The organism is Nocardioides renjunii (genome assembly GCF_034661175.1).
Classification (GTDB): domain Bacteria; phylum Actinomycetota; class Actinomycetes; order Propionibacteriales; family Nocardioidaceae; genus Nocardioides; species Nocardioides renjunii.
This window is the reverse complement of record NZ_CP141058.1, coordinates 3,832,485-3,854,864: the sequence shown is the minus strand read 5'-3', so window position 1 is coordinate 3,854,864 and position 22,380 is coordinate 3,832,485. Positions and strand designations below refer to the sequence as shown.

Sequence of the window (22,380 nt, the reverse complement as noted above, 5' to 3'; positions counted from 1 at the left end):
CGACGGGGGCGGTGCGGAATCGGCTCGGCGCGGCTCAGGACCTGCGCACCGGCAGCTCGACCCAGAACGACGAGCCGGTGTCCGCGGTCGACTCCCCGCGCACCGCTCCGCCGTCACGCTCGGCGATCGTGCGGGACATCGAGAGCCCGAGCCCGCTCCCCGTCGTGCCGGGCGCGGCGAAGCGCACGAACGGCTCGAAGGCGTGCTGGAGCTGCTCCGGGGTGAGCCCCGGGCCGTCGTCGCGGACGATGATGCGCACCATCGGCCGGCCGCTCTCGCCGAGCAGGGAAGACGTGGACAGGTGGACCGACCCGCCCGTCGGGCGGTGGTGGGCGATCGCGTTGCCGAGCAGGTTGCTGAGCACCTGGCGCACGCCGGACGGGTGGGCCCAGGCCGTCGCCGCCGGGTCGATGTCGGCGTCGACCGAGACGCCGGCGGCCTGGGCCGGGTTGCGGTGCCAGTGGACGACGTCGGCCACCGCGTCGGCGACCGAGACGTCCTGGCGCTGGTCGTCGCTGCCGAGCGCGCGGCCGGCTCCGAGCAGTCCGTCGACGATGGTGAGCAGCTGCTCGCAGGCGCGGAGCATCACCGGCCCGTCGCGACGCATGCCCGCCGCCACCGACTCCGCGAGCCCGTGCTCGGCGTCGTCGAGGAGCACCTCGGTGTAGCCCATGACCGACGCGAGGGGCGTACGCAGCTCGTGGCCGACCGAGCCGAAGAAGTGCTGGTAGCCGAGCTGGGCCTCGGCGCCCGCGTCGATGGCCTCGGCCAGCGCCCGCCGGGACTGCTCCAGCATGATCCGCGAGGTCAGGGCGGCGTTGAGCAGGCGCAGGTCGTCGATGAGGGTCTGCGGCCACGAGCCGGTGTCGCCGCTGACGACCGACATGCTGCCGAACATCTCGCCTCGCGAGAGGAAGGTCGTCGCCACCAGGCTGCGCACCCGCATCCGCTCGAGCTCGACGCGGTCGCGCTCCTCCGGGATGGCGGACCTGTCCACGACGGCGGCCAGCCCGTGGGCGCGCGCGTGCCGCGAGACCCACGGCATGCTCAGCGCCGCGTCCGGACCGGCGCCGCTGGGCGGGAGGACCGAGCGGTCGTCCTCCGCTCGCAGCCACTCGCGCACCCACGCCCGCCCGCCGAGCTTCACCCAGCCCGTGGCGTCCTCCGGCGCGAAGATGGTCAGCGCGGCCACCACCGCCTCGACCCGTGGCTCGGTGAGGAAGTGGGTGGCGATCCGGCCGATGCCGTCGTCCACGCTGATCGCACCCGAGAGGATGGTGCCGGCGAGGGCGGCGGCCTCCGGGGAGACCGGCCCGCAGACAGTCGTGTCCTGCAGGGCGGGATGCTCGGTCACGGTGACGGCCCCCTCCTCGGGGCAAGGGTGAAGCGGCACGGCGAGGGAAGGATGCCCCGACTCTGGTCGACCGAGACGTCCTCCACCAGGGCGATTTCCTGGGCGCTGGCCCACTGTGCCACGTGGACCAGCTGCGCCAGACCGAGGGTACGGCCCGGGCACGCGTGTGGTCCCGCGCCGAACGGGAGCCACGCGCCCGGGCGCCGGTCCGGGTCGGTCCAGCGGGCGGGGTCGAAGTCCGCCAGGCGCTCGCCGTCGCCGGGCACCAGCTCCTCCGAGCGGCCCAGGAGGAGGGGGCTGACCAGGACGACGCGGCCCTGCGGGACGAGCTGTCCGTCGAGGTCGACGTCCGCGGTCGTGATGCGTGCGGTGACCCAGGTGGGCGGCGTCAGCCGCAGGGTCTCCCACACCGCGTGGACGGGGTCGACGGTCTCTCCCGGCGCCTCCGACGGGTGCTGGGCCAGCCAGGCGATGAGCCACGCGCCGGCCGCGACCGGGACCTGCGTCCCGGCCGCCAGCATGGTCGCGAGCTGGGTGGCGGACCGGTCGCGGTCGGCGACCGGGTCGAGCGCGTCCTCGAGGGCGACGCGCGTGACGCGCTCGGCCCGCCGGGCGCGGCTCCACCGGTGCGGCGGTCGCCGCGCCGCGATGACGGGACCGAGGGCGTCAACCCAGGCGAGGACGAGGTCCGCCACGAGGTCACGCTCCGGCGTGGCGAGGCCCGGGAGCACGGCGGCGGCGGTCGACCGGGCCACGGGGCGACGCAGCAGCGCCATGGCGTCGTACGGCGTCGCGGGCTCGGAGCGGTCGTGCGCGAGGAGGGCTGCGCGCCACTCGTCGCCGAAGACCGCCCGGCCGCGCGCGACGTCCTCGGCGGCCAGGGGCGCGAAGACCGTGTGCCCGGACCGCGTGTCGCCGGTGCTCCCGGACAGGTCGCCGCTGCGGCTGACGTCGCCGGGGAAGTCGAAGGAGGCGGGGTCGGTCAGGACCCGCTTGGCCAGGCCGGGGGTCGTGGCCAGCCAGGGGCCGTGGGGACCGAGCGCGACGGCCCCGGTCCGCGGAGCGGAGAGGACAGCGCCGAGTCGGCCACCGGCCGACTCGGCGCTGCCCACGTGCACCACTAGGGGTGCCTCACGGGTGGTGAGTCCCCCGAGCGTCAGCCACGCGGCGGCGCGGGGCGCCACGCGTAGGCGGCCTGCAGCTGGGTGGCGGCACGCTTGGAGTCGAGGTGGGTGCGGATGCGCTTCATCATGGGGTTCTCCAGGGTTGTGTTGGGGTTGGTGCGAACCGGACGGCTCGCGGGGTGACACTCCAGAGATCGGGACCCGGTGGTGCGTTCAGGGATGGGTCACGGACTCTGGACCACTCGGGGACCAGCACCCGGAAAAGGGGACAGGGCCGGGTTCAGGCCTCCGAGTCGCGCAGGGTTTGCTCGATCAGGTCGCTCAGCTGCTGGATGCGCAGCGGTTTCTGCATCACGGTGACGATTCCCAGCTCCTGGAGGACGGCTCGGTGCTCGCCGGCCCAGGCGCTGATCACCACGATCTTCATCGTCGGAGCGACCTCCGGACGAGCCCGGAGCCACCGCACCACGTCGACGCCGTTCATGCGCGGCATGGTGAGGTCGAGGAGCATCACGTCGAAGGACTCGACCTCCAGCTTCTCGACCGCGTCCAGGCCGTCGACGGCGGTGGACGCGACGTGCCCGGCACGCTCGATGAGCCGGCAGAAGACGTCACGGATGTCCTCGTTGTCATCGACGACGAGGAAGCGCAGCTCCCGTGACTCCTGGCTCACGCGGCAAGTTTAGTAAAGTCGAGTGGCAAATCGCTGGCAGTCTTGCGAAGTCGTGTCCCGAATCACCCGGTCGGACCCGTTGGTTGGGAGGCCCGAGCGCGGTGGCCCTATGCTGGTCGACGCTCGATCGGGCTCGCCCGGTGAGCTGGCCCCCATCGTCTAGCGGCCCAGGACCCCGCCCTTTCACGGCGGTAGCGCCGGTTCGAATCCGGTTGGGGGTGCGACCTGGGGCGAGGGTGCCGCCGATTGTGTGGCGCCGGAGACCATGGGTTAGAGTTCCACCCGCTTCACCAGTTCCACCGAAGTTCCACCTGGCCCCGTAGCGCAGTTGGTTAGCGCGCCGCCCTGTCACGGCGGAGGCCGCGGGTTCGAGTCCCGTCGGGGTCGCCAACGCATGACCGAGCAGGGTGAGCCACAGGCTCACCCTGTTCGGCATTTCGGGCCGCTGAGCCCGTGTTGCGGGGCTTATCTACGCTGAGGCCATGCCGATCGACCTGGATCCCGCCGCGTTCGACGCCATGGTGGGGCGGGCTCTCGACGGCCTCCCCGACGACCTCGCCCGCCTCGTCGACAACGTCGTGGTGCTGGTCGAGCCGGAGGCGCCGGCCGACGACCCGGACCTCCTGGGGCTCTACGACGGGCTGGCGCTGACGGAGCGGCCGGCCAACCACGCCGGCATGCTCCCGGACCGGATCCTGCTCTTCCGAGGACCGCTCCTGGACATGGCCGACACGGTCGACGACCTCGAGGAGGAGGTGCGGATCACCGTCGTGCACGAGGTCGCCCACCACTTCGGTCTCGACGACGCGCGGCTCCACGAGCTCGGCTGGGGCTAGCCCTCGCACCTTGACGATCGTCAAGATTTAACCAAGTGGCCTAGCCCAGAAGGGTGACCCCGGTCCATCCGACCGCGCATGCGGCGATGGACAGCACGGTGGTGGCGACGACATATGTCCCTCCGACGGCCGACGGACGCTCGACCGCCTGTACGGCGAAGGACGAGAACGACGTGAAGGCGCCGCAGAATCCCGTGCCGAGCAGCGCCCAGGCGGCGTCGCCCAGGGTCAGCGCGGCGAAGACGCCGAACAGCCCGGACCCCACCGTGTTGACCAGCAGCATCCCGGTGGGGAAGGTGCCGTCGAGCCTCGACAGCGCGAAGCGCAGCGGGGCGCCGACAGCGGCGCCCAGCGCGACCAGGAGCGCCGTCACCGCAGGACCTCCTCGGGCTCGCGCGGCCGGGCGAGCCGCCGTCCCAGCGCGGCAGCGAGCAGACCGGCTGCGAGCGTGCCGACGAGGTAGGCGCCGGCCGTGGCGACGTGCCCCGAGGCGGCGAGCTCGCGGACCTCTCCGGCCCACGCCGACACCGTGGTGAAGCCGCCCAGGAATCCCGGCCCCAGCGTCACCGCGACGCGGGGCGAGCGGCGTACGACGGCCAGCGCGGGCAGCACGCCGAGCACGAACGCTCCCACCACGTTGATCGCCAGCGTCGGCCACGGGACGAGCGTGTCGGGTGCCACCGTGTCGACCGCGAGGCGCAGCAGCGCGCCCGCACCACCACCCGCCGCGACGAGGGCCAGGTCGGACGAGCGGCGGGTGGTCACCCGACCTGGCTGGCCATGGGCGGGCCGGTGTCGGTGTCGGGATGGCCGGGCCACGGCTGCGCGCCGGCGCCGTCGAGCTGGTGGACGAGCTCGCCGAGGAGCCAGTTGTGCAGGGACCGCTGTGCCGAGGTGCGGGCCATCGAGAGCAGCCGCTCGGCCTTGCAGAAGGCGTCGGCGACGTCGAACATCTCCGTCATCGTGACGAAGATCGGCCCGGCCTCACGCATCATCGGGAAGCTGACGTCGACCTGGTGCAGCCCCTGCGACTCGGCGGCGCGGAGCTGGTCGCGGTAGGAGTCGGGGAACTGCCGCTCGAAGTTGGTGAACATCGCGGTCAGGTCGCCGGCGAGGGGGTAGTCGGACTGGTGCGAGAGCGAGAGCAGGCGCAGCTCGCGCCGCAGCTCGTGGTACTGCCGGCGCAGGCTCGCGTGCAGCGGCACGTCCACGCCGACGAGGCGCACCTCGACCGTGGCCTCGCTGGTCGGCTCCGGCGGCATCTGGTCGTGCTGGTCGATCACCCACTCGGCGGCCGCGTCCTCGCTGACCTCGGGCGCGGGCTCGAACCACACGATCTTGCCGTCGGACTCGATCGTGGCGCCCCATGCCACGGCGCACTGCGCGACCATCGACAGGCCGCGGCCGAAGGTGAGCAGCAGGTCGAGGTCGTCGACCTCGACAGGGGCCGGCGGCACGGGCGGGACCGGGGACCCGTCGACGACCTCGATGCGCGGGTGCGTGGCCGTGCCCCGCACGCGGACCTTGTAGGGGGCGGTGGCGTGGAGCAGGGCGTTGGCGACGAGCTCGGAGACGCCCAGCTCGGCGCACTCGACGAGGTCGGGACGCTCGAGCCGGTGGCAGACCTGACCGACCCAGCGACGCGCGTCGGCCGCAGCGCGCGGCGACGACGCCAGCGTCAACTCGGAGCTCAGCGGCACTGGGACTCTTTTCAGGGGGGTGTCGACAGTCCAGTGGGGCTGTCTCTACCCGGTGTCGGGTGCTTCAAACCTCGACCACACCATAGTTTCTCGGGGCGCTGGGTAGTGGGGTGTGAGCAAGAAGACGCGCCCGGCGTTTCGCGGTCGGTGCTGCGCGGAGGAGAATGGGTACAGCGGAACCAGTGAGCGCACCTACGACACCAGGAGCATCCATGACCTCGACGCAGGACTCCCACCGCCACAAGGTGGTGGTGATCGGATCCGGCTTCGGCGGGCTCTTCGGCACCAAGGCGCTGCGACGGGCCGACGTGGACGTGACGGTCATCGCGAAGACCACCCACCACCTCTTCCAGCCGCTGCTCTACCAGGTGGCGACGGGCATCCTCTCCGAGGGCGAGATCGCACCGCCCACCCGCGAGGTCCTCAGCGGCCAGGACAACGCGCGGGTCATCCTCGGCGAGGTCACCGGCATCGACCTGACGGCCCGCACCGTCACCTCGCAGGTGCTCGGCCGCGACACCGTGACGTCGTACGACTCGCTGCTGGTCGCCGCCGGCGCCGGCCAGTCCTACTTCGGCAACGACCACTTCGCCGAGTTCGCCCCCGGCATGAAGAGCATCGACGACGCCCTGGAGCTGCGCGGGCGCATCTTCGGCGCCTTCGAGATGGCCGAGCTCGGCGCCACGCGCGGCGACGACGTCGACCACCTCCTGACCTTCGTCGTGGTGGGTGCCGGACCGACCGGTGTGGAGATGGCCGGCCAGATCGCCGAGCTCGCGCACCGCACCCTCAACAAGGACTTCCGGGCGATCAACACCCGCCACGCCCGCGTCGTGCTCATCGACGCGGCCGGCCAGGTGCTGCCGCCCTTCGGCGCCAAGCTCGGCGCCAAGGCCCAGCGCGAGCTCGAGAAGCTCGGTGTCGAGGTCATGCTCGGCGCGATGGTCACCGACGTCGACGAGCGCGGCCTCGAGGTCAAGTTCAAGGACGGCCGGGTCGAGCGGATCAACTCGGTCGCCAAGATCTGGGCCGCCGGCGTGCAGGCCAACGCGCTGGGCAGGACGCTGTCGGAGCAGAGCGGCGCGCCGCTGGACCGCGCGGGCCGGATCTCGGTCAACCCCGACCTCACCCTCCCCGGGCACCCCGAGGTGTTCGTCGTCGGCGACATGATCGCCCTCGACAACCTCCCCGGCGTCGCACAGGTCGCGATCCAGGGCGCGAAGTACGCCGCGAAGGAGATCCGCAACCGCGTCGAGGGCAAGCAGCCGCAGCCGCCGTTCAAGTACTTCGACAAGGGCTCGATGGCCATCATCAGCCGGTTCCGCGCGGTCGCGATGGTCGGCAAGCTCCGGCTCACCGGCATCGTCGCCTGGCTGATGTGGCTCGGGGTCCACCTCGTCTACCTCACCGGCTTCAAGAACCAGGTCTCCGCGCTGATGCGGTGGGCGATCACGTTCATCAGCAACAACCGGTCCGAGCGCACCACCACCGAGCAGCAGATCTTCGCGCGTGCCGCGCTGGCCCGGCTGCGTCGCGGTGCCGCCGACCTGGTGAGCGACCCCGGCATCTACGACGCCACGCGGGCGATGATGGTGGAGACCCGGCGCCAGGAGCTCGAGCAGGCCGCCGAGCGCGAGTCGCAGCTCACCGACTCCGGCGCCCGCGGCGTGCCGGCCGACCGCGTCGGCGGCGCCTGACCGGCAGCCGCTCGACCCGGAGCCGCCGGGCTGAGGCCCGGCGGTCCGGGCCTGCCCGCGTCGAGCGAGTGCTGCGCGGTAGGCCTCCAGGGGCTCGAACCCTGAACCAACGGATTAAAAGTCCGCTGCTCTACCCATTGAGCTAGAGGCCCGGGGGAGGGGTGCGTCCGCGCGACGAGCGCCCGGCGCGACCTCACACCTTGAGGCGCATCCTCTCAGAGGAGGCTGGCCGGCCCGGTCAGAGGGACAGCTTGAAGCCCTCGTGCGAGGGCACGAAGCCGAGCTCCTCGTAGAACCCGTGCGCCCGCGTGCGCTGCTTGTCGCTCGTCAGCTGCACCAGTGCGCACCCGCGTGTGCGCGCCTCGTCGACCGCCCAGGTCAGCATGGCCCGTCCGAGGCCGCTGCCGCGCAGGTCGGCGTGCACGCGTACGCCCTCCACCTGCGCCCGCAGCGCACCGCGGCGGGACAGGCCGGGGATGAACGACAGCTGCATCGTGGCGACCACCCGGCCCTCGGCCTCCGCGACGACGAGGAGCTGGGCGGGATCGGCGTCGATCGCCTCGAACGCGGTGACGTACGGCGTCAGCCCGCCGTCGACGGTGGGTCCGTCCCGGGTCGCGCCGAGCGGGTCGTCGCTCAGCAGCGCGACGACGGCCGACAGGTCGCCGGAAGTCGCCCGGCGCAGGGTGACCGACCGGTCGGAGAGCTCGAGGGTCGCCGGCAGGCTCACCTCCACGTGGTGCCGCACGGGACCCGGGCTCCCGGTCAGGCCTTGACCGCGAGCACCGGTCGCGGGGCGTCCAGCAGGATCTGCTGCTCGGTGCTGCCCATGATCAGCTTCCCGACCTGCGTGCGGTGGCGGATCCCGAGCACGAGCAGCTCCACGCCCGCCGTCTCGGCGGCGGCGAGGAACGCGTCGACGGGAGAGCCGTCGGCAGGCTCGGGGACGGTCCGGAGCGGCACCCCGGCACCGGTGGCGGCGCCCGAGGCCAGGGCCACGACCTTCTCCTCCTCGGCCGCGTCCAGGGGCACGTTGTGCACGACGAGGTCCGTGCGGTGGAAGGCCGCCTGGGTCGCGCCGGCCCGGATGGCCTCGGCGCCCTCGGGGGTGGGCTTGTAGAAGACGAGGACGCTCACGGGCTCTCCTGCTCGGGACGGGGTCGGGGTCGGGCACGAACGTAGTGGACCGAGCACCCGGGCATAGCGTGGGTCCATGACCGCCGCACGCCTTGCCGCACCCCTGGCCGAGACCCTGGTGGAGATCTGCCTCGAGGACGTCGGGGGAGCGCGGCTCGCCGCCGAGGCGGGTGCCGACGCGCTGGAGGTATGCGCCGGCCTCGTCGACGGCGGCACGACGCCCACGCTCGGGTTCGTCCACCACTGCGCCGCGCACGCACCCGGACTCGAGATCCGCGTGCTCGTGCGGGTCCGCGCCGGGGACTTCGTGCACTCCGAGCAGGAGGTCGACGTGATGGTGGCCGACATCGAGGCGGTCCGCGCGTCCGCGGACGGCTCGGTGCGGCTCGGCTTCGTGGTCGGCACGCTGACCCCCGACGGCACCGTCGACGCCGACGCCGTACGACGCCTCGTCGCCGCCAGCGCGGACGCACCGGTCACCTTCCACAAGGCCTTCGACTCCGTGCCGGACAAGCCCTCGGCGCTGCGCCTGCTCGGCGACCTCGGCGTGACGAGGGTGCTGACGTCCGGCGGCGCCGGTCCCGCGGTGGACCACCTGCCGCTCCTCGCCGACCTCGTGCGGCGAGGTGGCGACGACGTGAGGATCGCGGTCGGTGGCGGCGTGCGCCCGGGCAACGTCGCGCAGGTCGTCACGGAGACCGGGGCGCGCGAGGTGCACCTGCGGGCGCCGGGGACGGTGGTGTCCACCGGGGTGTCGGCGGGCTACGACGAGGGGAGTCGCAGCGTGACGAGCGCGGCGGTGCTGGCCGACGTGATGGCGGCGCTCGGCCGCTGATCCTCAGCCCCCGGTGTCACCGGGGAACAGCACGGCGTCCGCCACCGGGTCGACCGACGACACGTCGTCGAGGGGGAACATCGGTCGTCGGACGCGGCGGTGGCCGAGCCGGGACAGGTGCTGGTCGACACCGCCCGGGGTCAGCGCCAGCATCCAGTCCGCCGCCAGGTCGAACAGCTCCGGCTCGAGGTAGCCGATCTTCACCACGACGATGTCGGCGGTGCGCGGGTCCAGCCCGAGCCGCGTGAAGTCCGACTCGAGGTGGTAGGGCCGCCGGCGCCGGGTCACGACCACGTCCACCGCGGGCGTGCGCACGACGACCTCGACGTTGTCCTCCGAGGGCACGACCGCCACGACCCGGCCCGACACCTGGACGGGTGGGGCCGGCCGCGGGTCGATCCGGGCGCCCAGCGTGAGGCGTACGTCCGCCCCGACGCCCACCTCGGCGGCCGCGAGCGCCGCCGGCGCGTCGGGGATGGAGGCGTAGATCGCGCGCTTGCCGCTGGCTGCCAGCTCCTCGCTGGCGAGCAGCGCCGCGAGGGTCCAGGTGACGTCACCCGCGCCGCCGGCGGTCGGGTTGTCGCCGGAGTCGGAGATGACGAAGGGCCCCGTCGGGGCGGCGACGGCCCGCGCGAGCACCTCCGCCAGCGTGCCGGTGGGCGCGACGAAGCCGAACTCCTCGCGCCGGGCCCAGAGCTCGCGGGCCAGCGCGGCGGCCTCCCTCGTCGCGCGGCCGGCGTCGTCGCCGATCACCATGACGACCGCGCAGTTGCGCGGCTCGTCCGCCCACGGGTAGCCGATCCAGATCCCGGCGTCGAGGATCCCGTCCAGCGCCTCGATCTCGGGGACCCGGGCGTAGAGGCTCGTCGCCGGCTCCTGGCGGGTGCTGGTCATCTCGCCCGGCAGCAGGATCGGCACCGGCACCCAGGCCTTGGCCGGACGCCGCCGACCGGGCGGCAGGGCGAGCCGGTCGAGCAGGTTGCGGGCCGCGCGCTCCTTGGTCTCCTGCCAGTCCACGTGGGGGGCGGTGCGGTACGTCGTCAGCAGGTCCACCGTCCCGGCCAGGGTGCGGGACACGTTGCCGTGCAGGTCCATCCCGCTGCTGATCAGGCAGTCCGGACCGACGACCGCCCGCACCGCCACGGCGAGGTCACCCTCCATGTCGTCGAGGCCGACCACGCTCGCCGCGCCGTGGATGTCGAGGACCACGCCGTCGAGCGGTGCCTCGGCGATCGCGGCGACGAGGCCGGCGAGGATCTCGGCCTTCAGGAGGGCGTGGTCGTCGGCCGGGATCGCGCCGCCCGCGATGTTCCGTGCCTGCAGGATGCCGATCCACTCGGCGCGGTCGGCCAGCGAGCCGCCGGGGCGCCAGAAGTCCCACGCGTCCAGCACCTCGCGTCCGCGACGGGGCGCGAGCATCGCCGCCGTGGTGAGGGCCGGCGAGAACGTGGAGGCCTCGAGGCTGATCCCGCAGACCGCGACCCGCGGGAGGGCCGGCGGACGGGTCGGCGTGGTCACCGGCCGATCGTGACAGGTGGGCGCTGGCCCCGGCGCGGCGGCCCCGTTGGCCCAACGTTCACGAACAGGTGGTTCTCAGACGGTGACGTGCGGCGATTTGTTGGTAGTGTTCGTGGCGCAACAGGTGCAAGTTCCAGCAGGTTGACGCCCGCGGAGTTTGTGATCCAACGGCGTTTCCATCTTCGGGCCCTCCAGCTTGTGAGTCGGAGCGACGTGTCACCGCACTTGGTGCGGAGTCGTCGAAGTGACGGCTTCTCGTTCCGATAACAGGAGTACCGAGCACATGGCTCAAGGCACCGTGAAGTGGTTCAACGCCGAGAAGGGTTTCGGCTTCATTGCGCAGGAGGACGGCGGCGACGACGTCTTCGTGCACTACTCGGCCATCCAGACCAACGGCTACAAGTCGCTGGACGAGAACCAGAAGGTCGAGTTCGACGTCACCCAGGGCCCGAAGGGCCCGCAGGCGGAGAACGTCCGCCCGCTCTGATCGGCAGAAGGCTGGACCTGTTCCAGACCTGATCGCGAGTTCGGCCCCATCCCCTCTTTAGGGGTGGGGCCGGATTCCATTTCGGGGCAGACTACGCACACGAGTAGCACGTTCGGGTCATTCCGCCGGTCGTGGCTCTCCGCCAGACTTGGCTGGGACGCCTAGACTTGGGTGATCGGAGCACCGAACGCGACAAAGGGGAGGGTGACGTGCACGACCAGTTCGACGTGACCCTCGAGGACGGCGACCTCCTCGGCGAGGTCGAGCTCACCACGACGCTCATCATCGCCGCGAGCGAGTCCGACGAGCACCTCTCGCAGGAGCAGATCGACCAGCTGCTCGGGGTCATCCCCAAGCCCCGCCAGGACTCCTCCGGCTCCTGATCCGCCTGCGCGCGCCCTGCCTCGGGACGGGGTCTCCTCAGGCCGGCGGCGAGGTGTGAGACTACGTCCATGGAGCCCCGCGACGTGCGCGCTGCCGGTGCCGTGGTGACGCGCAGGGGCGGTGACGTGCTGCTGGTGCACCGTCCCAAGTACGACGACTGGTCCTTCCCCAAGGGCAAGCTCGACCCCGGCGAGCACGCCGTGACCGCGGCCGTGCGCGAGGTGGCCGAGGAGACCGGGCTGCACGTCCGGCTGGGCCCGGCCCTGTCGCCGCAGCGCTACCGGCTCACCAACGGCCGGTGGAAGTCCGTCGCCTACTGGACCGCCCGCGCGGTCGGTAGCGACGACGTCAGCCGCTACTGCCCCAACGACGAGATCGACCGGGTCGAGTGGGTCGACTGGTCGGAGGCGGTCGTGCGGCTCACCTATCCCCACGACCGCGAGACGCTCGCCGAGGCCCGGCCGCTGCGGCGTCGTACGCGCGCCCTCGTCGTGCTGCGGCACGGCAAGGCCAGGTCCCGCGCCGCGTGGCGCGGGGACGACCGGCTGCGGCCGCTGCTCCGCGTCGGCGAGGTCCAGGCCCAGCGGCTGGTGCCGCTGCTCGCCGCCTTCGACGTGACGGCCGTGCACTCCTCCTCGAGCACCCGCTGCACGCAGACGGTGGCGCCGTACGTCGACACCACCGGCTGGCCGGTGAAGCTCTACGACGAGCTCAGCGAGGAGGACTCCTCGGTCGACGGCGTCGTCGGGCTGGTCGACGACCTGCTCGACGGCGACGAGGCCGCGGTGCTCTGCACCCACCGCCCGGTGCTGCCGACCGTGCTGGACGCCCTGCAGGTGCCCGACGTCAGCCTGGAGCCGGGCTCGATGCTGGTGGTCCACCACCGCAAGGGCAAGGTCGTGGCCACCGAGGTCGTCGATCCCTGACGCTTGGCTGCTCGGGCGGCACCTCTAGACCCGCTCGTCCGTGTTCGTCAAGCCCGGCCGGGCGAGTTCATGTGATCGTCGTCTCACGCCCGAATGGGTGACGCCAACCGGTCCAGCCGAGTTCACCGCGCGTTCACCGACGGCGCCGCGGTCGTTCTCCTGCCCTGCTTAGCGTCCTCGCTGTCAACACACCGAGATCTTCAGGAGTAACGAAGTGAAGCGCACTTCTCACCGCTGGGCCACCGCGTCCGGTGCGGCCGTCCTGGCCATCACCCTGGCCGCCTGCGGCGGCGGCGACGCCGGCGCATCCGACGGTGGCGAGTCGGGTGGCTCGTCCAGCGGCGTCAGCGGCAGCGTCGCCGTCGACGGCTCGTCGACCGTCTACCCGATGAGCGTGGCGGCGCAGGAGCTGCTCAACGAGGAGAACCCCGAGATCCAGGTCACCGTCGGCGAGGCCGGCACCGGTGGCGGGTTCGAGGTCTTCTGCACGGGCGACACCGACATCTCCGACGCCTCGCGTCCCATCGAGGAGGACGAGGTCGCGGTGTGCGAGGAGAACGGGATCGAGTACACCGAGCTCCAGGTCGCCACCGACGCCCTGACGGTTGCGGTCCACCCCGACCTCGAGGTCGACTGCCTCACCACGGACCAGCTCATCGACCTCGTCGGCCCGCAGTCGAAGGCCACCAACTGGAACGAGATCGACCCGAGCTTCCCCGACCAGGAGATCTCCTTCTTCTTCCCGGGCACCGACTCCGGCACCTACGACTACATGGCCGCCGACGTCGTCGGTGACGAGTCGGAGACGCTGCGCGACGACGTCGAGTCCTCCGAGGACGACAACGTGCTGGTCCAGGGCGTCGGGGGCACCGAGGGTGCGGTCGGCTTCTTCGGCTACACCTACTACGAGGAGAACCAGGACACGCTGAAGGCGCTGTCGATCGACGACGGCAACGGCTGCGTCGAGCCCTCCGCCGAGACCGCTCAGGCCGGCGAGTACACGCCTCTGGCCCGCCCGCTCTTCATCTACGTCAACAACGCGAAGTACACCGACAACGAGGCGACGAAGGCCTATGTCGACTTCTACATCGAGAACCTCGCGGACATCGCCGAGATCGGTCAGTTCATCCCGCTGAGCGACGAGCTCTACTCGGAGACGCAGTCCGCTCTCGAGTCCCTCGGTTCCTGAAGCCAGGCCTGATCCCTGACATGAGCAACAACGCCACCACTGGCGCCGCAGGCCCGTCCTCCGGGACGGGCCTGCCGGCCGGTGTCGACCTCCGGGCGAAGTCGCGCCCGGGCGAGCGTGTGATCACGGTCGTCCTGCGGCTCTCCGCCTACGCGTCGATCGCCATCACGTTCGGCATCGTCGCGGCACTCATCCAACCGGTGATCGAGTTCTTCGGCGACGTCCCGGTCGGTGACTTCTTCGCGATGGAGGGCAAGTTCGCCGTCCTGCCGCTGGTCACGGCGACCCTCATGGTCACCGTGATCGCGCTGCTGGTCGCCGTGCCGCTGGGCCTCGGTGCCGCGCTCTACCTCTCCGAGTACGCCTCGAAGCGGGCCCGCAAGATCCTCAAGCCGACCGTCGAGCTGCTCGCGGGCGTCCCGTCGGTGGTCTACGGATTCTTCGCGCTCACCTTCGTGACCCCCACGCTGCTGCAGGAGATCCTCGACATCGGCGTCGGCTTCACCAACGCGTTGGCAGCCGGGCTGGTGCTGGGGGTGATGATCATCCCGACGATCGCCTCCCTGGCCGAGGACGCGTTCTCGGCAGTGCCGCACTCGATGCGGCAGGGCTCGTACGCCATGGGCGCCAACCGGATGCAGACGAGCCTGCGGGTGGTCTTCCCGGCTGCGCTCTCCGGTGTTGCTGCCGCGGTCGTCCTGGGGATGTCCCGGGCAGTCGGCGAGACGATGATCGTGGCGCTCGCGGCCGGGGCGCTCAAGAACTTCAGCCTCGACCCGCGCGAGGGGATGCAGACGATGACGGGCTTCATGGCCCAGACAGCAGGCGGCGAGAACCCGGTCGGCTCGATCGAGTACAACAACCTCTTCGCCGTGGGCATGCTGCTCTTCGTCATCACCCTGGTGCTGAACCTCTTCAGCATCAGCTTCGTACGACGCTTCAGGCAGGTCTACTGATGAGCAGCATCGCCTCGACCACTGCTCGCGAGGTCACGCGGAGCCTGGCGACGGGCCGCAACAAGGACCGCACTCCCGTGTCGCTGATCTTCCTCATCGGCCTGTGGTTCTCGCTCTTCTTCGGCGTTCTCGTGCTGGTGGCACTGATCGTCGACACCGCCATCGCGGGTGCCCCGCGGTTCGACATGGAGCTCCTCACCAACTACACCTCCATCGTCCGGCCCGAGACGGCCGGGTTCCGGGCAGGCATCCTCGGCAGCCTGTGGCTGATGGTCTTCACCGCACTGATGGCCGTGCCGCTCGGCATCGCGGCCGCCCTCTACCTGGAGGAGTTCGCCGACTCGACCACGAGGTGGAACCGCTTCGTCGAGGTCAACCTCCAGAACCTCGCGGCCGTCCCGGCCATCGTCTACGGGCTCCTGGCCGTCGCGATCATGGCGCTCATGGGCTTCAGCAACGCCGGCACCGTGCTCGGTGGCGCGCTGGCACTCGCGCTGCTCATCCTGCCGGTCATCATCATCACGACCCGCGAAGCGGTGCGGGCGGTCCCGCGGGACATCCGCCAGGGTTCCCTGGCCCTGGGCGCCACCGTGTGGCAGACGACGTGGCGGCAGACGCTGCCCTCCGCGATCCCCGGGATCGCGACCGGGACCATCCTGGGTCTCTCCCGTGCCATCGGAGAAGCGGCCCCCCTGGTGATCGTCGGGCTGGCCGGCTCCGTGCTCTTCGACCCCACCGGGGTCATGAGCCCGATCACCGCCCTCCCGATGCAGATCTACTCGCTGACCTCCCAGTCCCGCGAGGAGCTGAGGCAGGCCGCCTCGGCCGCGATCATCGTCCTGCTTGCGATGGTCCTCGGGCTGAACGCCCTGGCCATCTTCATCCGCAACAAGTTCCAGCGATCCTGGTGAGAGAGACACTCGACATGGCTTCAGCCACTTCCTCCGACACGTTCCCCCAGATGGGCACGCTCGGCGACGTCCACGTCAACGCCGAGCGGCGGCTCCCCGAGTCCCCGGTCAACCCGGTGATGGAGACGCGCGACCTCAACGTGTTCTACGGCGACTTCCACGCCGTGCACGACGTGAACCTCTCCTACGGCCGGCACGAGATCACCGCGATGATCGGGCCATCAGGCTGTGGCAAGTCCACGGTCCTGCGGTGCCTGAACAGGATGAACGACCTCGTCACCGGCGCGCGCGTCGAGGGAGAGGTGCTCTACCACGGCCAGGACATCTACGAGAAGAACGTGGACCCCATCGCCGTCCGCACCCAGATCGGGATGGTCTTCCAGAAGCCCAACCCGTTCCCCAAGTCGATCTACGACAACATCGCCTACGGCCCGCGGGTCACCGGCATGAAGGTCGACGACATGGACGACCTGGTCGAGGGGGCGCTGCGCGGCGCCGCGCTCTGGGACGAGGTCAAGGACAAGCTCAAGCAGTCGGCCTACGGCCTCTCCGGCGGTCAGCAGCAGCGGCTGTGCATCGCCCGCACCATCGCCACGAAGCCCGACGTGATCCTCATGGACGAGCCGTGCTCCGCGCTCGACCCGATCGCCACCGCCCGCGTCGAGGACCTCATGCTCGAGCTGCGCAACGAGTACACGATCATCGTCGTGACCCACAACATGCAGCAGGCGGCACGCGTCTCGGACCGGACGGCGTTCTTCACCGCCCGCCCCGACGAGACCACGGGCAACCGGACCGGCCTGCTCGTCGAGTACGACCTCACCTCGACGATCTTCTCCAACCCCAACGACAAGCGCACCGAGGACTACATCTCCGGTCGCTTCGGCTGATCGCCTCTGCGGCGGGTCGGCGCCCACCGTGCCCCGGCACGCGCGCGCCGGCACCGCCGGTCCGGGGTGGTGGGGCGCGTCCTGGTGGCTCGATCGGGGGGTCAACCCACCAGGACGTCCCCCGCCACCCCGGGTCCGCTCGTCCCTCCCTGCGTCATACGGATCCGACCCGATGGGTGCGGATCCGGATGACGCAGTCCTGCGTCCGGCTGGGGGTGGTGGGCCACCCGCCGTCCACAGGTCGGCTCCCGCCCTGGTGATCCACAGGCGGGAGCGATCTCGCGCACCCAGCTCTACGCCGCGGGCCTCACCCGCGCCGAGGTCCGGGCCGACGTGCGAACCGGCACGCATGGGTGCAGCTCCGTATGACGCAGCGGGGGAGGAGGGCGGGCGGGTCAGGGGAGGAAGATGTGGGCGATCCAGTAGCAGACCGCCGCGACGAAGGCGGCGGCCGGGAAGGTGAGGACCCAGGCGGTCAGGATCGACTTCGCCACGCCCCAGCGCACGGCCGAGAGCCGCTTGGTGGCGCCCACGCCCATGACCGCGGACGTGATGGTGTGGGTGGTCGAGATCGGCGCCTCGAAGACGTAGGCCGTCGAGTAGAGGACCGAGGCCGCCACCGACTCCGCCGCGAACCCGCGGGCCGGGTCGAGGTGGATGATGCGGCGGCCCAGGGTGCGCATGATGCGCCAGCCGCCCGACCAGGTGCCGAGCGAGATCGCGGTCGCGGCGGCGACGATGACCCACAGGGGGAGGGGGTCGTCGGCGGCGACGTAGCCGCCGGTGAGCAGCGCCAGGAAGATCACGCCCATCGTCTTCTGGGCGTCCTGGAGGCCGTGGCCGAGTGCCATCGCCGCGGCGGACACCGTCTGGGCGACCTTGAAGCCTCGGTTGGCGCGGCCGGGGTTGGCGTTGCGGAAGGCCCACATGATCCCGAGCATCACCGCGAAGCCGAGGCTGAAGGCCACCAGCGGCGAGATGAACATGGGCAGCACCACCTTCTCCAGCACCACGGACCAGTTGGCGGTGGCGCCGGCGGCCACGGCTGCGCCGACCAGGCCGCCGATGAGGGCGTGCGAGGACGAGGACGGCAGACCGTAGTACCAGGTGATGAGGTTCCAGGTGATCGCGCCCAGCAGGCCGCACATCACGATGACGAGGCCGTGGACACCGTCTCCGGGGTCGATCGTCTCCGACACGGTCTGGGCGACCTTCTGCCCGAGGAAGGCGCCCACGAAGTTCATGACCGCCGCCATGGCCAGGGCCACCCGGGGCTTGAGCGCGCCGGTGGACACGGACGTCGCGATCGCGTTGGCCGCGTCGTGGAACCCGTTGGTGTAGTCGAACACCAGGGCGACGACGACGACGGCGATGATGATGCCGATCTCCATCAGTCTTACGACTCCTTGACGGCGATCTGCTCCACGATGTTGGCGACCTTCTCGAAGGCGTCGATCGCCCCCTCGAGCGACTCGACGATGTCCTTGAGCTTCATCACCTCGAGCGCCTCGTACTCGCCGCTGAAGAGGTTGGCGAGGATCCGGCGGTAGGACTTGTCACCGGTGTTCTCGAGGCGGTTGATCTCGATCCAGTACTCGTCGAGCGAGCCCATCGACTCCAGCATCGGCATGGCGGCGGCGGTGAGCTCGGCACAGCGCTGGAGCACCTCGACCTGCTGGGTCGTCTCGGGCGGCAGCGAGGTGACCTCGTAGAGGAGGACCAGGTCGACGGCCTCGTCCATCATGTCCATCACGTCGTCGAGCGCCGAGGCGAGGGAGTAGATGTCCTCGCGGTCGAACGGGGTCACGAACGTGCTGTTGACCCGGCGGATGATCGAGTGGGTGGTCTCGTCCGCGGCGTGCTCGGCCTCGCGCATGCGCTGGGCGATCTCGGCCTTGGAGTTGCCCGCGGACAGCATCTCGCTGAGGAGCTGGGACCCGACGACCAGGTGGCCTGCGGCTTCGCTGAACAGGTCGTAGAACGAGCTGTCGACAGGGCGGAACTTCAAACGCACGGTGAACTCCGAACGGGGGGCGGATGAACCGGCCTCATGCTAGGGGGTCATGCGCCTCGGGACGCAACCGTGAGCCCCGGTGCGGCCGCGGCTGTGACCCGTGCCGCACACGCGGGGGCGCCGCCGTCCGGGCGCTGCCTCAGCGACGCCTGCTGCGCTGCCGGGCGATGAGCTCGTCCTGCAGGTGCCGCTCACCGGTGTGCAGCGTCCACTCGCCGTCGGGGCCCAGGTCCCACGCCGTCGTGGCGGGGTCGAGGGACAGGTCCAGCAGCTCGCGGACCTGCTCGACGACGTGCGTGTCACGCAGGCGTACGAGCACCTCGACACGACGATCGAGGTTGCGGTGCATCATGTCGGCCGAGCCGATCCATGCGGCCGGGTCGCCGTCGTTCTCGAACCAGAAGACCCGGCTGTGCTCGAGGAACCGGCCGAGGACCGACCGCACCCGGATGCTCTCGGACAGTCCGGGCACGCCCGGGCGCAGCGCGCAGATGCCGCGCACGACCAGCTCGACCGACACGCCGGCCTGCGAGGCGAGGTAGAGCGCGTCGATGACGGCCTCGTCGACGATCGAGTTGGCCTTGATGCGTACGCCGGACCGGCGCCCGGCCTCGTGGTGGGCGATCTCCTGGTGGATCTGGGCGACGAGGCCCTCGCGCACGCTGTGGGGCGCGACCATGAGGTGGTCGTAGGTGCGGTTGCGGCTGATGCCGGACAGGTTGTTGAAGAGCAGCGCGACGTCCTCGCCGATCTCGGGGTCCGCGGTGAGCAGGCCGAGGTCCTCGTAGACGCGGGCCGTCTTGGGGTTGTAGTTGCCGGTCCCGAGGTGGACGTAACGCTTGATGCCGTCGGGCTCGTCGCGGACGACCATGGACAGCTTGCAGTGGGTCTTGAGCCCGACGAGCCCGTAGACCACGTGGCAGCCGGCGTGCTCGAGCTTGCGCGCCCAGCGGATGTTGGCCTGCTCGTCGAAGCGGGCCTTGATCTCCACGATCACCAGGACCTGCTTGCCGGCCTGCGCCGCGTCGATGAGCGCCTCGATGATCGGGCTGTCGCCGGAGGTGCGGTAGAGGGTCTGCTTGATCGCCAGCACGTGCGGGTCGGCGGCCGCCTGCTCGAGGAAGCGCTGCACCGACGTGGCGAAGGAGTCGTAGGGGTGGTGCAGCAGCACGTCGTGACGGGCCACCGAGTCGAACACATCGACGGGCGACGACGACTCGACCTCGGCCAGCTGCAGGTGCGTCGTGGGCAGGAACGCGGCGTACTTGAGGTCGTCACGGGGCAGGTCGGCGATGGAGTGCAGACCGGTCAGGTCGAGCGGACCCGGCAGGGAGACCACCTCGCCCCGGCCGACACCGAGCTCGGACACCAGCAGGTCGAGCACCTTGGGGTCGATCGACTCCTCGACCTCCAGCCGCACGGGCGCGCCGAAGCGCCGGCGCAGCAGCTCCTTCTCGAGGGCCTTGAGCAGGTTCTCGGCGTCGTCCTCCTCGACCTCGAGGTCCTCGTTGCGGGTGACCCGGAACGTGTGGGCGCCGAGCACCTCCATGCCGGGGAAGAGCTTCTTGAGGTGCTCGCCGATCACGTCCTCGATCGGCACGAAGCGCTGGTTGCCCAGCCCGACGAACCGGCCGAAGGTGGGCGGCACCTTGACCCGCGCGAAGTGCTCCGTGCCGGTCTTGGGGTGGCGGACCACGACGGCGAGGTTGAGCGAGAGCCCGGAGATGTAGGGGAAGGGGTGCGCCGGGTCGACGGCCAGCGGCGTGAGGACGGGGAAGATCCGGTCCTTGAAGAGCTTCTTGCAGACCTTCTGCTCCTCGCGGTCGAGCTCGGACCAGCGCACGATCTCGATCCCCTGCGCGCCGAGCTCGGGGAGCAGGTCGGCAAGGGCGCGGGCGTGCCGCTCCATCAGCGAGCGGCTGCCGGTCCAGAGCTGCTCGAGCTGCTCGCGCGGCATGAGGCCGCTCGCCGCGCGGACCGCGACGCCCGCGTCGATGCGCCGCTTGAGACCGGCCACGCGCACCATGAAGAACTCGTCGAGGTTGCTGGCGAAGATCGCCAGGAAGCGGGCCCGCTCCAGCAGCGGGAGTCGCGGGTCCTCGGCCAGCTCCAGCACGCGCTGGTTGAACCGGACCCACGAGGTCTCGCGGTCGATGAAGCGGTCCTCGAACTTCTCCACCGCCTCGATGGCGGCGGCGTCGGGCAGGTAGGGCGGCTCGACGTCGAAGGTGTCGGTGGGGTGGCCGAACGGCTCGGCCACCGGCCCTTCCTCGACCGACGGGGAGGCTGCGCTGGTCAGGGTGGCCGGGTCGGACATGCCGCCCAGTGTGGCACCGGAAGGTGAACGCGCGGTGACGTCGCGAGCAGCCGGATCAGTAGACGAGCGCCTGCACGCCGTCGCCCAGCACCTGCTCGGCGAACACCGCCGCGCCGGCGATGCGGACGCCCTCGCGCAGGTCGGCCTCGACGATGCCGCGGCGGGCGGCGCACTGCGAGCAGACGGTGATCGACCCGCTCGTCAGGACCGCCGCCACGAGCTGGTCGAGCGGCGTGGCGAGGTCGAGCCGGAACTCCTCGGCGCGTCCGGGGACCCCGAACCAGGCGGCCTGCCCCGTGAGCCAGAGCGAGACCTCGGCGCCCGCAGCGGCGGCGGCCGCCGCCACCGTGAAACCCTGGTTGCACCGCTCGGCGTCCTCGGCTCCGCAGGTGACCTTGACGACGAGTGAGCGAGCCATGGAGCCACACTAGAGTGAGGCCATGCCCTTCGAGCTGCCGGACAACCTGCACCCCAACTGCGGCCCCGTCGCGTGGCTGCTCGGCACGTGGCGCGGCAACGGCCACGGGGCGTACCCGACGATCGAGTCCTTCCAGTTCGGCCAGGAGCTCATCTTCACCCACGACGGCCGGCCGTTCTTCCACTACATGTCGCGTGCCTGGATCGTCGACGAGGCCGGCGAGTTCGTCCGCGACGGCGCGATGGAGACCGGCTTCCTGCGCTGCCCCGAGCCGGGCAAGGTCGAGCTGCTCCTCGCGCACAACACCGGCATCTCCGAGATCTGGTACGGCGAGGCCGAGGGCGGCAAGCTGGAGATCCACACGGCCGGCGTCTCCTTCACCGAGACCGCCAAGGAGGTCGCGGCGGGGTCGCGCATGTACGGCAACGTCGAGGGCGACCTGCTCTACGCCAACGACCTCGCCGCGGTCGGCCAGGAGCTCCAGCCGCACACGTGGGCGCGCCTGCAACGGGCCTGAGCACATGAGCCAGCGATGAGCCACCGATGAGCGAGGACGCGGCGACAGGGTCCGAGGAGAGCCTGGCCACCCGGCTCCGCGAGCAGGGCCTGCGGCTCACCCCGCAGCGCCGGCTGATCCTGCGGGCGGTCGAGGAGCTGCGGCACGCCACCCCGGACGAGGTGCTCGCCCACGTCCGCGGCCAGGTCACCTCCGTGAACGCCTCCACTGTCTACCGCACCCTGGAGGTGCTCGAGGAGCTCGGGCTGGTGCGCCACGCCCACCTGACCGACCGGGCGCCGACCTACCACTCGACCCTCGAGCACGAGCACGTCCACGTCGTGTGCCGGCGCTGCGACTCGGTGCGCTCCTACGACACCGAGCTCGTGGGCCCGCTCGTGGCCGCGCTGGCGGAGGACGGCTTCACCGTCGACGTGGGCCACCTGGCCATCTTCGGCGAGTGCGCGTCCTGCGCCGCTCAGGCCGAGGATCCCTGACAAGACCTATTGCAAGACGTC

General features: G+C 71.1%; 25 protein-coding genes and 3 tRNA genes. 14 read left to right on the top strand and 14 right to left on the bottom strand.

Annotated elements, in window-relative coordinates:
• Positions 1 to 34: 34 nt before the first annotated feature.
• From SHK17_RS18505 to SHK17_RS18495, 3 genes are all read right to left on the bottom strand, one after another.
• Complete coding sequence (locus SHK17_RS18505) at positions 35 to 1,354, bottom strand: sensor histidine kinase (protein ID WP_322920287.1); 1,320 nt, start codon at positions 1,352 to 1,354, stop codon at positions 35 to 37.
• Positions 1,351 to 2,466, bottom strand: a complete 1,116-nt coding sequence (locus tag SHK17_RS18500; RefSeq protein ID WP_322920286.1) for a cytochrome P450 — start codon at positions 2,464 to 2,466, stop codon at positions 1,351 to 1,353. Before SHK17_RS18500 ends, SHK17_RS18505 begins: the two co-directional genes overlap by 4 nt.
• A 292-nt stretch (positions 2,467 to 2,758) precedes the next feature.
• Positions 2,759 to 3,151, bottom strand: a complete 393-nt coding sequence (locus SHK17_RS18495) for a response regulator (protein ID WP_322920285.1) — start codon at positions 3,149 to 3,151, stop codon at positions 2,759 to 2,761.
• A 148-nt stretch (positions 3,152 to 3,299) separates the two neighbouring features.
• Here SHK17_RS18495 and SHK17_RS18490 point away from each other — a divergent pair.
• The 3 genes from SHK17_RS18490 to SHK17_RS18480 all read left to right on the top strand — a co-directional run bounded on the left by SHK17_RS18490 (position 3,300) and on the right by SHK17_RS18480 (position 3,987).
• Positions 3,300 to 3,372: transfer RNA gene (locus tag SHK17_RS18490), tRNA-Glu, on the top strand.
• Between the two features lie 92 nt (positions 3,373 to 3,464).
• Positions 3,465 to 3,541, top strand: a tRNA-Asp gene (locus SHK17_RS18485).
• A gap of 92 nt (positions 3,542 to 3,633) precedes the next feature.
• On the top strand, positions 3,634 to 3,987 hold the full coding sequence (locus SHK17_RS18480) for a metallopeptidase family protein (protein ID WP_172267054.1): 354 nt from the start codon (positions 3,634 to 3,636) through the stop codon (positions 3,985 to 3,987).
• A 40-nt stretch (positions 3,988 to 4,027) separates the two neighbouring features.
• On the opposite strand, the gene SHK17_RS18475 is transcribed toward SHK17_RS18480, so the two are convergent.
• The 3 genes from SHK17_RS18475 to SHK17_RS18465 are packed head-to-tail and all read right to left on the bottom strand — an operon-like array spanning position 4,028 to position 5,687.
• On the bottom strand, positions 4,028 to 4,360 hold the full coding sequence (locus SHK17_RS18475) for a fluoride efflux transporter FluC (RefSeq protein WP_322920284.1): 333 nt from the start codon (positions 4,358 to 4,360) through the stop codon (positions 4,028 to 4,030).
• Positions 4,357 to 4,752, bottom strand: coding sequence for a FluC/FEX family fluoride channel (locus tag SHK17_RS18470; RefSeq protein WP_322920283.1), 396 nt, complete (start codon positions 4,750 to 4,752; stop codon positions 4,357 to 4,359). The genes SHK17_RS18475 and SHK17_RS18470 overlap by 4 nt, the downstream gene beginning before the upstream one ends.
• The gene (locus tag SHK17_RS18465) at positions 4,749 to 5,687 is read right to left on the bottom strand and encodes an ATP-binding protein (RefSeq protein WP_322920282.1); all 939 of its coding nucleotides are present in this window, start codon (positions 5,685 to 5,687) and stop codon (positions 4,749 to 4,751) included. The genes SHK17_RS18470 and SHK17_RS18465 overlap by 4 nt, the downstream gene beginning before the upstream one ends.
• Before the next feature lie 212 nt (positions 5,688 to 5,899).
• On the opposite strand from SHK17_RS18465, the gene SHK17_RS18460 reads away from it, so the two are divergent.
• Entirely contained in the window at positions 5,900 to 7,384 is a 1,485-nt protein-coding gene (locus tag SHK17_RS18460) for an NAD(P)/FAD-dependent oxidoreductase (RefSeq protein ID WP_322423267.1), read from the top strand.
• Between the two features lie 79 nt (positions 7,385 to 7,463).
• On the opposite strand, the gene SHK17_RS18455 is transcribed toward SHK17_RS18460, so the two are convergent.
• The 3 genes from SHK17_RS18455 to SHK17_RS18445 all read right to left on the bottom strand — a co-directional run bounded on the left by SHK17_RS18455 (position 7,464) and on the right by SHK17_RS18445 (position 8,521).
• Positions 7,464 to 7,536 (bottom strand) — tRNA-Lys (locus SHK17_RS18455).
• Positions 7,537 to 7,622: 86 nt separating this feature from the next.
• Entirely contained in the window at positions 7,623 to 8,132 is a 510-nt protein-coding gene (locus SHK17_RS18450; RefSeq protein WP_322920281.1) for a GNAT family N-acetyltransferase, read from the bottom strand.
• 17 nt (positions 8,133 to 8,149) lie between these two features.
• Positions 8,150 to 8,521 (bottom strand): universal stress protein, encoded by a 372-nt coding sequence (locus SHK17_RS18445; RefSeq protein WP_322920280.1) that lies wholly within the window; start codon positions 8,519 to 8,521, stop codon positions 8,150 to 8,152.
• A 76-nt stretch (positions 8,522 to 8,597) separates the two neighbouring features.
• Here SHK17_RS18445 and SHK17_RS18440 point away from each other — a divergent pair, with 76 nt between their 5' ends.
• Positions 8,598 to 9,356 carry a copper homeostasis protein CutC gene (locus tag SHK17_RS18440; RefSeq protein WP_172267035.1) on the top strand — a complete coding sequence of 253 codons (759 nt, stop codon included), beginning with the start codon at positions 8,598 to 8,600 and terminating at the stop codon, positions 9,354 to 9,356.
• Between the two features lie 3 nt (positions 9,357 to 9,359).
• Here the strand turns inward: SHK17_RS18440 and SHK17_RS18435 are convergent, their stop codons facing one another.
• Positions 9,360 to 10,874, bottom strand: coding sequence for a M81 family metallopeptidase (locus SHK17_RS18435; protein ID WP_322920279.1), 1,515 nt, complete (start codon positions 10,872 to 10,874; stop codon positions 9,360 to 9,362).
• 283 nt (positions 10,875 to 11,157) lie between these two features.
• On the opposite strand from SHK17_RS18435, the gene SHK17_RS18430 reads away from it, so the two are divergent.
• The 7 genes from SHK17_RS18430 to pstB all read left to right on the top strand — a co-directional run bounded on the left by SHK17_RS18430 (position 11,158) and on the right by pstB (position 16,617).
• The gene (locus SHK17_RS18430; RefSeq protein ID WP_045548871.1) at positions 11,158 to 11,361 is read left to right on the top strand and encodes a cold-shock protein; all 204 of its coding nucleotides are present in this window, start codon (positions 11,158 to 11,160) and stop codon (positions 11,359 to 11,361) included.
• Positions 11,362 to 11,570: 209 nt separating this feature from the next.
• Positions 11,571 to 11,744: a hypothetical protein gene (locus SHK17_RS18425; RefSeq protein WP_172267030.1), complete on the top strand. Its 174-nt coding sequence runs from the start codon at positions 11,571 to 11,573 to the stop codon at positions 11,742 to 11,744.
• A gap of 69 nt (positions 11,745 to 11,813) precedes the next feature.
• Positions 11,814 to 12,671 carry an NUDIX hydrolase gene (locus SHK17_RS18420; protein WP_322920278.1) on the top strand — a complete coding sequence of 286 codons (858 nt, stop codon included), beginning with the start codon at positions 11,814 to 11,816 and terminating at the stop codon, positions 12,669 to 12,671.
• A gap of 214 nt (positions 12,672 to 12,885) precedes the next feature.
• Positions 12,886 to 13,860, top strand: coding sequence for a phosphate ABC transporter substrate-binding protein PstS family protein (locus SHK17_RS18415; protein WP_172267024.1), 975 nt, complete (start codon positions 12,886 to 12,888; stop codon positions 13,858 to 13,860).
• A 20-nt stretch (positions 13,861 to 13,880) separates the two neighbouring features.
• The gene (gene pstC / locus SHK17_RS18410; protein ID WP_172267021.1) at positions 13,881 to 14,816 is read left to right on the top strand and encodes a phosphate ABC transporter permease subunit PstC; all 936 of its coding nucleotides are present in this window, start codon (positions 13,881 to 13,883) and stop codon (positions 14,814 to 14,816) included.
• Complete coding sequence (pstA, locus tag SHK17_RS18405; RefSeq protein ID WP_172267018.1) at positions 14,816 to 15,727, top strand: phosphate ABC transporter permease PstA; 912 nt, start codon at positions 14,816 to 14,818, stop codon at positions 15,725 to 15,727. The genes pstC and pstA overlap by 1 nt, the downstream gene beginning before the upstream one ends.
• Before the next feature lie 119 nt (positions 15,728 to 15,846).
• A complete protein-coding gene (pstB, locus tag SHK17_RS18400) occupies positions 15,847 to 16,617 on the top strand; it encodes a phosphate ABC transporter ATP-binding protein PstB (protein ID WP_301539435.1) in 771 nt (256 codons plus the stop codon).
• Positions 16,618 to 17,012: 395 nt separating this feature from the next.
• Here pstB and SHK17_RS18395 read toward each other — a convergent pair whose 3' ends face one another.
• The 4 genes from SHK17_RS18395 to SHK17_RS18380 form a co-directional block, all read right to left on the bottom strand.
• Positions 17,013 to 18,008, bottom strand: a complete 996-nt coding sequence (locus SHK17_RS18395; RefSeq protein WP_322423260.1) for an inorganic phosphate transporter — start codon at positions 18,006 to 18,008, stop codon at positions 17,013 to 17,015.
• A gap of 5 nt (positions 18,009 to 18,013) precedes the next feature.
• Positions 18,014 to 18,631, bottom strand: coding sequence for a DUF47 domain-containing protein (locus SHK17_RS18390; RefSeq protein WP_322920277.1), 618 nt, complete (start codon positions 18,629 to 18,631; stop codon positions 18,014 to 18,016).
• A gap of 139 nt (positions 18,632 to 18,770) precedes the next feature.
• The gene (locus SHK17_RS18385; RefSeq protein ID WP_322920276.1) at positions 18,771 to 20,948 is read right to left on the bottom strand and encodes an RNA degradosome polyphosphate kinase; all 2,178 of its coding nucleotides are present in this window, start codon (positions 20,946 to 20,948) and stop codon (positions 18,771 to 18,773) included.
• Positions 20,949 to 21,003: 55 nt separating this feature from the next.
• The gene (locus SHK17_RS18380; RefSeq protein ID WP_322423258.1) at positions 21,004 to 21,366 is read right to left on the bottom strand and encodes a DsrE family protein; all 363 of its coding nucleotides are present in this window, start codon (positions 21,364 to 21,366) and stop codon (positions 21,004 to 21,006) included.
• 22 nt (positions 21,367 to 21,388) lie between these two features.
• Here SHK17_RS18380 and SHK17_RS18375 point away from each other — a divergent pair, with 22 nt between their 5' ends.
• Positions 21,389 to 21,883 carry an FABP family protein gene (locus SHK17_RS18375; protein ID WP_322920275.1) on the top strand — a complete coding sequence of 165 codons (495 nt, stop codon included), beginning with the start codon at positions 21,389 to 21,391 and terminating at the stop codon, positions 21,881 to 21,883.
• A gap of 26 nt (positions 21,884 to 21,909) precedes the next feature.
• Complete coding sequence (locus SHK17_RS18370) at positions 21,910 to 22,359, top strand: Fur family transcriptional regulator (RefSeq protein ID WP_322920274.1); 450 nt, start codon at positions 21,910 to 21,912, stop codon at positions 22,357 to 22,359.
• Positions 22,360 to 22,380: the final 21 nt, after the last annotated feature.

Bases quoted from the DNA above. Each gene is read 5' to 3' on its own strand.
- SHK17_RS18440 (WP_172267035.1), top strand. From the start codon at position 8,598: ATGACCGCCGCACGCCTTGCCGCACCCCTGGCCGAGACCCTGGTGGAG.
- pstB (WP_301539435.1), top strand. From the start codon at position 15,847: ATGGAGACGCGCGACCTCAACGTGTTCTACGGCGACTTCCACGCCGTG.
- SHK17_RS18380 (WP_322423258.1), bottom strand. From the start codon at position 21,366: ATGGCTCGCTCACTCGTCGTCAAGGTCACCTGCGGAGCCGAGGACGCC.
- SHK17_RS18375 (WP_322920275.1), top strand. From the start codon at position 21,389: ATGCCCTTCGAGCTGCCGGACAACCTGCACCCCAACTGCGGCCCCGTC.
- SHK17_RS18395 (WP_322423260.1), bottom strand. From the start codon at position 18,008: ATGGAGATCGGCATCATCATCGCCGTCGTCGTCGTCGCCCTGGTGTTC.
- SHK17_RS18430 (WP_045548871.1), top strand. From the start codon at position 11,158: ATGGCTCAAGGCACCGTGAAGTGGTTCAACGCCGAGAAGGGTTTCGGC.
- SHK17_RS18480 (WP_172267054.1), top strand. From the start codon at position 3,634: ATGCCGATCGACCTGGATCCCGCCGCGTTCGACGCCATGGTGGGGCGG.
- pstA (WP_172267018.1), top strand. From the start codon at position 14,816: ATGAGCAGCATCGCCTCGACCACTGCTCGCGAGGTCACGCGGAGCCTG.
- SHK17_RS18460 (WP_322423267.1), top strand. From the start codon at position 5,900: ATGACCTCGACGCAGGACTCCCACCGCCACAAGGTGGTGGTGATCGGA.
- SHK17_RS18370 (WP_322920274.1), top strand. From the start codon at position 21,910: ATGAGCGAGGACGCGGCGACAGGGTCCGAGGAGAGCCTGGCCACCCGG.
- SHK17_RS18385 (WP_322920276.1), bottom strand. From the start codon at position 20,948: ATGTCCGACCCGGCCACCCTGACCAGCGCAGCCTCCCCGTCGGTCGAG.
- pstC (WP_172267021.1), top strand. From the start codon at position 13,881: ATGAGCAACAACGCCACCACTGGCGCCGCAGGCCCGTCCTCCGGGACG.
- SHK17_RS18420 (WP_322920278.1), top strand. From the start codon at position 11,814: ATGGAGCCCCGCGACGTGCGCGCTGCCGGTGCCGTGGTGACGCGCAGG.